The following is a 5,914-nucleotide window of genomic DNA, read 5'->3' as shown; positions in this document are numbered from 1 at the left end:
GCGCATGGCGCGCTCCTACACGTGATGGCATCGCTGGCGTTCAGCCGACGAAGCGATAACCCTTGCCGCGCACCGTCAGGATCAGCGGATGGGATGGCGTTTCCCCCAGCTTGGCGCGCAGGTGGGCGATGCGCACGTCCACCGAGCGGTCCATTCCATCCCAGGCGATACCGCGCAGGGCCAGCAGCAGGTCGTCGCGGCTGAGGGTCTGGCCTGCGTGCGCGACGAGTTGCCAGAGCAGGTTGAACTCGGCACCGGTGAGGTCGATCCGCTCGCCATTGCGCTGTACCTCGCGCTGGCGGGCGTCGAGGAGCAGTCCTCGATGTTCCAGGCGATCCGCCGTCTCAGTGGTTGTTCGTGGCCGACGCAGCAGGGTGCGCACGCGGGCCAGCAGCAGGCTCGGGCGCACCGGCTTGCAGACATAGTCGTCGGCACCGTTCTCCAGTCCGTCGATCTGCTCGGTGTCTTCTGAGCGCGCACTGAGCATGAGGATCGCCCCGGCATAGCGAGGGCGGATGCGCCGGCAGATGGACAGGCCGTCTTCGCCAGGCAGCATGCGGTCGAGGATCACCAGGTCCGGGTGTTCGTCCAGTACCCGATCGACGGCGCGCGCGCCATCGGCCTCGATGCCGGCGCAGAGTCCGTGGTGTTCCAGGAAGTCGCGGGTGAGCGTGGCGAGGCGCAGGTCGTCCTCGACGATGAGAATGCGGGCGGTGGTCATGAGTGCGAGAAGAAGAGGGCGCGTGGCAGCTTGTGGCCGCCACGCGCTACGCGGTCACCCGCGCCAAGGCGCCTTGTCAAAGGCAGACGCGCGCAATCGAGCCGTCGATCGACAGTCGAGTACCGTAGGGCTCCGACAGCGCGGCGAAGCGCTGCAGGATCGCTTGTGCGTGCTCGCCTTCGGCCAGGCGCGGGCGGCCACGGCGGTGGACCGCCTCGCCCAGGCCCAGGCTCACCGGGTGCAGCTCGATGCCGGTCAGCCGCCGGCCGTCGAACTGGCAGACCGGCACCAGGCTTTCCCAGAACCGCGCATCGGAGGGGAAGCTGCGGGTGTCGTTTTGCGTGCGTTGCAGGAAGACCTTCGACGGCGTCTGGTTGCGGTCGACGCGGAACTGCTCGTAGCTGTCCGCCGGCAGGCGCTCGACCAGCTCGTTCTGGCCGATGAAGTTGCCCAGGCTGTAGAAGATCGGCTTGCCGTTGTAGATCTCCATGCCGCGCAGCAGGTGCGGGCCGTGGCCGACCACGATGTCGACGCCGGCGTCGATCATCCGTCGCGCGACCGGCTGGATGAATTCGGCGGCGGCTTCCAGGTTCCATTCGCCGGTGGCGTCATGGCCCAGTTCGTGGGCGTGGATGCTCAGCACCACCACGTCGGACAGTGTGCGCGCTTCCTCGACCCAGCGCAGGATGTCGTCCATGTCCTTCTTGCGCGGCAGGGTGCGCAGGCGCGAACTCTCGCCCTGGCGGAACAGCAGCGGGGTGAAGGGACCGAACACCGCCAGCGACGGATCGGGAATCGGGTGGGCGAAGCCCAGGTCGACCGCGCCCTGGTACAGGCGGTCCAGGCCGAGGCTGGCGATGATCCCGCGCATGGCTTCCATCTGTGCGCCGTCCAGCTGGTGCACGGTGTCGTAGCGCAGCGGGTTGAGGCCGGGGCGGCCGGGCATGTCGCGGGTCTGCTCGCTGGCTTCCTGGCCCTTGCCGAAAGTCGAGGTGCAGGCCAGCAGCGAGACGGTGCCGGCGGGCTTGGTGCAGTACACCGGGCGGCGGGCTTCTTCGAGGTTGCGGCCGGTGCCGGCGAACAGCAGCTCGCGTTTCTCCAGCTGCGCGTGGGCGGCCTGCAGGCCGGAGATGCCGTAGTCCAGGCTGTGGTTGTTGGCGGTGGAGAACAGGTCGAAGCCGCCGTCCACCAGCTCATCGAGAATCCACGATGGCGCGCCGAAGTGCGAGCCGCCGCTTTCCAGCACTGCGTCGCCCTGGAAGTCGTTGGGCAGCACTTCCAGGTTGGTGAAGCTGACGTCGGCGCCGCGCAGCAGGTCGAACAGCGGGCGCAGGGTTTCGTCGTCACGGCTGTTCAGGCGGCGCTGCAGGATGCTGTCGCCGGTCAACGCAATCTTCATGGTCCACCTCAGGGTTGGGGAGTCGCTGATGGCGGCGGACTTTAGGGCAATGTGCAGCGGCGGTCGGCTGAATCCTGGGTATCGCGATAGCCGTCGGTTATCACCCGCAAAGCCTCGCGCGCTGCGAGGTGCAGGCGTTTTCATTCTGGCTATGGGCATCACTTTTTTTCAGCAGTCAGCGTTGTGACAGCGCTCTTACCATGCGACCGCCTCCCGGCCCACGAGCCGCGGAGCAGGGGTGGCACGGCTTGCCGTGACCAGCACGATCCAGGCGGAGAGCAGCATGAAAAGAACAATAACCGGCGCCGCAGGCTTCAAGCCGCATGCGCTGGCGCTGGCTACCAGCATGGCCCTTGGCGGGGCATCTTCGGCTCAGGCAGTGAGCTTCAACGTGGGGGAAATCGAGGGTCGCTTCGACTCGACCCTGTCCATCGGCGCGAGCTGGGCAATGGACAGCCCGGACAAGCAGTTCATTGGCACCCGCAACGGTGGCACGGCGTCCAGCCAGACCTCCGATGACGGTCGCCTGAACTTCAAGAAGGGCGAGACCTTCTCCAAGATCTTCAAGGGCCTGCACGACCTGGAGCTGAAATACGGCGACAGCGGCCTGTTCCTGCGTGGCAAGTACTGGTACGACTTCGAACTGAAGGACGAGCACCGTCCGCTCTACGACATCGACGACAGCGGCCGCGATACCGCTGCCCAGTCCTCCGGCGCCGAGCTGCTCGACGCCTTCCTCTACCACAACTATGAACTGCACGACTTGCCGGGCACCGTACGCGTGGGCCGCCAGGTGGTGAGCTGGGGCGAGAGCACCTTCATCCAGAACGGCATCAACTCGATCAACCCGGCGGACGTCGCCGCGCTGCGCCGCCCTGGTTCCGAGGTGAAGGAAGCGCTGATCCCGGTGAGCATGCTGTATTTCAACCAGGGGCTCACCGACACGCTGTCCATGGAAGCCTTCTACCAGCTGGAGTGGGAGAAGACCGTGCCGGACAACTGCGGCACCTTCTTCGGCAGCGACGTGGCGGCCAAGGGCTGCGACATCAACATGGCGGTGAACGGCAGCGACTTCGACCGTGACATCGACGGCACCGGCATCAAGGGCGGCTACGGCTACGTGCCGCGCACACGCGACCATGACGCCCGCGATGGCGGCCAGTTCGGCGTGGCGCTGCGCTGGATGGTCAACGACACCGAGTTCTCCGCCTATGCGATGAACTACCACAGCCGCACGCCGACCAGTAACTGGGTGGTGGGCAAGGGCGCGCTGGCCGATCCGGTGGGTGGCCTGATCGGGCAGGGCGGGCGCAGTACCGCCAGCTGGTACCTGGACTACCCCGAGGACATCCGCCTCTACGGCCTGGGCTTCAACACCACCTGGGGCAGCACCGCGGTGCAGGGCGAGATCAGCTACCGGCCGAACATGCCGCTGGGCATCAACTCCAGCGACGTTTCCGGCGCCGCCACCCTCGGTTCCGCCGCGACCAGCCCGCTGGTCAATGGCGGCCTGCCGATCTTCTCCAGCGGCTGGGCGGATTCGAGCTACGGCTCGCTCATCCAGGGTTACAAGCGCATGCCCTACACCCAGGCGCAGATGACCTTCACCAACACCTTCGACCAGATCCCGGTGATCGCCGCCGAACGCCTGACCCTGGTCGGCGAGATCGGCTTCGGCCATATCGGTGACCTGGGCTCCACCGATGGTTCGGATCTGCGCTTCGGTCGCAGCAGCGTGTACGGCAACGGCGAACTGGCCAGCGCCGGCACTTCGACGCTGCTGGGGCTGTCGGGCAACGCGATCTGCCAGAAGGTGGTGAACACCGCCAACCCCGACCAGTGCGATGACAAGGGCTTCTATACCCAGAACTCCTGGGGTTACCGCGTGCGCGCGGGCCTGGAATACAACGACCTGATCGGCGGCGTCTCGCTGCGTCCGAACCTGGCGTTCTCCCACGACGTGCAGGGCTACGGCCCGACCTTCAACGAGGGCGACAAGTCGGTCAGCGTCGGCGTGGATGCCGAATACCTGAGCCGCTACACCGCCAGCATCAGTTACACCGACTACTTCGGCGGTGATTACAACGTCAACACCGACCGCGATTTCCTCGCCGTCAGCCTGGGCGTCAGCTTCTGATGCCCGCCTGCTCCAGTCCTAGAGCCAGAGGTAAATACATGAACAACAAGCAATGGTTGCAGGCCGGCTGCCTGACCCTGAGCCTGCTCGCCGGGCAGGTCATGGCCGCGGTTGGCGCCGACCAGGCCGCGCGCCTGGGCAATGAGCTCACCCCGATTGGCGCCGAGAAGGCGGGCAACGCCGACGGCAGCATCCCGGCCTGGACCGGTGGCCTGGCACTGGACGCCGGCAAGGCCGACGCTGGCGGCTTCCTCGCCGACCCCTATGCCGCGGACAAGCCGCTGTTCACCATCACCGCGCAGAACGCCAGCCAGTACCAGGACAAGCTGACGCCGGGGCAACTGGCGATGTTCCAGCGCTTCCCCGAGACCTACCGCATCCCGGTCTACCCCAGCCACCGCAGCGCCAGCTACCCGCAGGTGGTGATCGACGCGGCGAAGAAGAATGCCACCGCGACTTCGCTGGCCGAGGGTGGCAACGGGCTGACCAACTTCAGCATGACCATTCCGTTCCCGATCCCGCAGAACGGCCTGGAAGTGATCTGGAACCATGTCACCCGTTACCGTGGCAACGCGATGCTGCGCACCACCGCGCAGATGAACCCGCAGACCAACGGCGCCTACACCATCAGCTACATGAAGGAGCAGTTTGCCTTCCCGTTCGGGCTCAAGGATTACGACCCGGCGAAGATGGACAACATCCTCTACTACTTCCGCCAGGAAATCCTTTCGCCACCGCGCCGCGCGGGCAGCGTGATGCTGGTGCTGGAGACCATCGACCAGGTCAAGGAACCGCGCATGGCGTGGATGTACAACGCCGGCCAGCGCCGCGTGCGCCGCGCCCCGCAGGTGGGCTACGACAGCCCCGGCGCAGAAGGCATGCGTACCTACGACGACTTCGACATGTTCAACGGCGCACCGGATCGCTACGACTGGAAGCTGGTGGGCAAGAAGGAACTGTACATCCCCTACAACAGCTTCGCGCTCGACTCGCCTTCGCTGAAGTACGACGACATCGTCAAGCCCGGCCACCTGAATCCGGACCACACCCGCTACGAACTGCACCGGGTGTGGCACGTGGTGGCGACCCTGAAGCCAGGCCAGCGCCATATCTACAGCAAGCGTGACCTGTATATCGACGAGGACAGCTGGCAGATCGCCGAAGCCGACGCCTACGACGGCCGTGGCAGCCTCTGGCGCGTGTCCGAGGGGCATGCACGGCCGTTCTACGACCAGCAGTTCACCTGGCTGACGGCGGAGACCCACTACGACGTGCTGTCGGGTCGCTATACGGTGTCCGGCCTGCGCAACGAGGAGAAGAGCAGCTACGACTTCGCGGTGAAGTCCAGCAGCAACGACTTCACCCCCAACGCCTTGCGCGCCACGGGCATCCGCTAAGGCGGGCTTTACCGGCGCTCACCGGCGCTCCTTGTGTTGACTCAGCGGCCTTCGGGCCGCTTTTTTTTGTTCGCCATCATCCCGGACAGGAGCGTAGGGCGAATAACCTGGAGCAGGTTACCCGCCGCTTCCCAATGGCGGATAACGCTGGCGCGTTTATGCGCCCTGCGAACTGCATCTGACTCAAGGGCGGTTGCTGTTCGTAGGAGCGAGCTTGCTCGCGAACCGCCCAGCACCAGAGGCGTCGGGGAATCCGTTCG

4 protein-coding genes are annotated in these 5,914 nt (G+C 65.8%); 2 read left to right on the top strand and 2 right to left on the bottom strand.

Annotation, left to right across the window (positions count from 1 at the left end; all coding sequences use genetic code 11):
• Positions 1–40: 40 nt before the first annotated feature.
• Positions 41–721 carry a response regulator gene (locus tag UB43_RS01170; RefSeq protein ID WP_045207593.1) on the bottom strand — a complete coding sequence of 227 codons (681 nt, stop codon included), beginning with the start codon at positions 719–721 and terminating at the stop codon, positions 41–43.
• 76 nt (positions 722–797) lie between these two features.
• Entirely contained in the window at positions 798–2,120 is a 1,323-nt protein-coding gene (locus UB43_RS01165; RefSeq protein WP_045207592.1) for a CapA family protein, read from the bottom strand.
• A 283-nt stretch (positions 2,121–2,403) separates the two neighbouring features.
• On the opposite strand from UB43_RS01165, the gene UB43_RS01160 reads away from it, so the two are divergent.
• Entirely contained in the window at positions 2,404–4,257 is a 1,854-nt protein-coding gene (locus UB43_RS01160; RefSeq protein ID WP_045207590.1) for a DUF1302 domain-containing protein, read from the top strand.
• A 38-nt stretch (positions 4,258–4,295) separates the two neighbouring features.
• A complete protein-coding gene (locus tag UB43_RS01155) occupies positions 4,296–5,654 on the top strand; it encodes a DUF1329 domain-containing protein (RefSeq protein WP_045207588.1) in 1,359 nt (452 codons plus the stop codon).
• The last annotated feature ends 260 nt before the right edge of the window (positions 5,655–5,914 follow it).

Source organism: Pseudomonas sp. 21 (genome assembly GCF_000955805.1).
Taxonomy (GTDB): domain Bacteria; phylum Pseudomonadota; class Gammaproteobacteria; order Pseudomonadales; family Pseudomonadaceae; genus Pseudomonas.
The sequence above is the reverse complement of the archived record's forward strand: the minus strand, read 5'-3'. Positions and strand labels throughout refer to the sequence as shown.